Annotated in this window: 3 protein-coding genes and 1 pseudogene; 1 reads left to right on the top strand and 3 read right to left on the bottom strand. The window is 64.2% G+C overall.

Features of this window, described 5'->3' with window-relative positions; all coding sequences use genetic code 11:
• Positions 1 to 367 precede the first annotated feature (367 nt).
• A complete protein-coding gene (locus ABDV69_RS20515; protein WP_343577615.1) occupies positions 368 to 766 on the top strand; it encodes an anti-sigma factor antagonist in 399 nt (132 codons plus the stop codon).
• 86 nt (positions 767 to 852) lie between these two features.
• On the opposite strand, the pseudogene ABDV69_RS20510 reads toward ABDV69_RS20515, so the two are convergent.
• The 3 genes and pseudogenes from ABDV69_RS20510 to ABDV69_RS20500 all read right to left on the bottom strand — a co-directional run.
• Positions 853 to 1,053: pseudogene (locus ABDV69_RS20510) on the bottom strand (oxidoreductase); the annotation flags it as partial.
• A gap of 228 nt (positions 1,054 to 1,281) precedes the next feature.
• Entirely contained in the window at positions 1,282 to 1,653 is a 372-nt protein-coding gene (locus ABDV69_RS20505) for a hypothetical protein (RefSeq protein WP_343577613.1), read from the bottom strand.
• A gap of 132 nt (positions 1,654 to 1,785) precedes the next feature.
• The coding region (locus tag ABDV69_RS20500) for an MAP_0585 family protein (RefSeq protein WP_343577611.1) at positions 1,786 to 2,343 on the bottom strand (558 nt) is incomplete at its 5' end.

Below are 2,343 nucleotides of genomic sequence, written 5' to 3'. Positions count from 1 at the left end.
CTGATAACACGGCGGGCCGATGCGTCCAAGACCGGGACGCTAACATGAAACCGCATGTCCACGACCACTTTTCATATCATCTGGGCGCAGCTACCACAGCGTTCAGTCGCGCGAGTTGGTCCACTATTTGGATCACCCGCTCAACGATAGAGTTCGCTGAAACATCAAAACTCATATCTTCCTCATGCAATTCTCAGCCGCTTTTGTATGGACACGGCCGATGCGCTTCTGTTATGAATAGCTGGTCTACAAACTGACGTCGGTCTTAAGCTTCTAGGGCAGGCATCCATATCGAGGCGCTCGGCGCCTATGGATCAGGAGCACCGTGAGCACTTTTTTGATGGCTGACCCCTCTTTTCATCCTCTGATGCTGAGCAGTCGCCTGATTTCCGAACTCGCGCAAGCACGCAGCACGCTGCGAGCAACCACCGAACGCAGCGGCCCGGCGGTGATCGTCAGCGCCGGCGGTGAACTGGACGCTTCCAACGATGCCGCATGGCGCCATCTCCTCAGCGAGGCGTCCGCGGCCGCAGGCCCGCCGGGCCCGCTCGTGGTCGACACCGACGGTTTGGACTTCATGGGATGCTGCGCATACGCCGCCCTTGCCGAGGAGGCTGAGCGGGCGCGGGAGCGTGGCGTCGAGATGCGTGTGGTCAGCAGCCAGCCGGTCGTCGCGCGGATCGTGCGGGCGTGTGGGCTGACCGAGCTGCTGCCGGTGGACGTCAGCGTGAACGCTGCGCTGTCCGCGTGTATGGCCGTTGACTGACGCTGCGACGCGTCAGGTTGGAAGGCCGAAGAGCTATACCAACCCGGGCAGGCCGAATACGCGTCCGGCAAGGGCGTTTCGATGAATCCGGTGATATTGATCGCGATCACTCGTGTCGACTCCGCGCGATCCAGCAGATGAACCGGCCCGCCGCCGGCGGCATGAACGATGCCGTCGATCACGCTTCCACCCTCGGCCAGCAGACGCTTCGCTGTCGCCAGACCGAGGCCGGCGGCGGGTCCGGTCACCACTAACGTCCGAAAACAGGCCCGAGTAGCATTCACCATGGCTGTCTTTTTCGAATTCCGTTGCAGCGCAATCAAAGTCCAAACTGGTCGTCGATGAGGCCGAGTCAAACCTGCGCGACCAGCCTCCGAAGGCGCTCGGATTCGGCAGCCTCGACACCGACCACGTCGCACTTCCCGCGAGCCCGATCGACGACCGACACGTCAGTCACCACGCCCGCTCCTCTCGGTCCACCGCCCTACATCATCGGCGATGAAGACCGATTCGCGTCACTGATTGGCTTCTGGCCATATCTCGCTGGTCGGAAAGACTCCCTGACTACGCCCGGTCCATTCCTTCACCCGCGCCTTCTCAGCGGCCCGCGCTTTGGCTTCCGCTTTCTTTCGGGCCGCGTAGCTATCCAGGTCTTCGTCTTCCTCGTCGTCGGGGTTGTCGTCGACCTCGAAGAGGACCTCGTACCACCGCTTGTGGGGCTGCACCCGCGTCTCGACGTCACCCGTCGGAGTCGCCCGCTTGATCTGGACGTTCTGCAGGCCTGGATCCCGACGGGAGATGAACGCCTCAAGCGCCTCCCCTAAGTCGCGTCCGCTGAGATTGATGTCTGCCAGCGCCCTACCTTGGTACATAGCCACGCCGGACATCTTGCAACGGAATCGCGTTGGATGCATTCTTTTCCGGCCGGGCGGCACGCCTTCACAGCCGTTTCCAGGGCCCAGCCAAGATACAACTGGCCTCCCGCCTTCGATGAAAGCGGGAGGCCAGTTGAGGTCAGATCAGTACAGTGGGATCCAGTTGCCGAAGTACCAGTATCCCCATCCACCGAACAACGGATTGAACACTGGAGTGGCGTTGTAGCCGTTGTAGTTGAACGGCCCGTAATTAGCCTGCCCCCAGCCGATGTCGCGCGCCGGCCCATTCCATGGTGCGTTCCAGCCACCAGGCGGCGGCGGTCCGTTCCAGCCACCAGGAGGCGGTGGCCCGTCCCAGTTGGGCGGCGGTGCTCCGGGGGGTGGTCCGCCGTTCCACCCGAAGCCGTTCGGCGGAGGCGGAGGCGGTGCACCGTGACCCGGCGCGCTGAATCCGTGCGGTGCGTCCCGCGGGCCGCCCCACTGCGGGCCACCCCGGTCGTAGTAGCCGTGTTGCACATACGGAGGCGGCGGCGGGCCACCAGGTCCGCCAGGCCCACCAGGCCCGCCAGGCCCGCCAGGACCCGGATTGCCCGGATTACCCGGTCCCCCAGGGCCACCCGGACCAGGACCACCAGGCCCCTGCGCACCCGGCCCACCAGGACCGCCAGGACCCGGACCGCCAGGACCCGGATTGCCCGGATT

The organism is Mycobacterium sp. (genome assembly GCF_039583785.1).
Lineage (GTDB): Bacteria > Actinomycetota > Actinomycetes > Mycobacteriales > Mycobacteriaceae > Mycobacterium.
Note: the sequence above shows the minus strand (reverse complement) of the source record. Positions and strands in the feature narration are given on the sequence as shown.

Bases quoted from the DNA above. Each gene is read 5' to 3' on its own strand.
- ABDV69_RS20515 (WP_343577615.1), top strand. From the start codon at position 368: ATGCTGAGCAGTCGCCTGATTTCCGAACTCGCGCAAGCACGCAGCACG.
- ABDV69_RS20505 (WP_343577613.1), bottom strand. From the start codon at position 1,653: ATGTCCGGCGTGGCTATGTACCAAGGTAGGGCGCTGGCAGACATCAAT.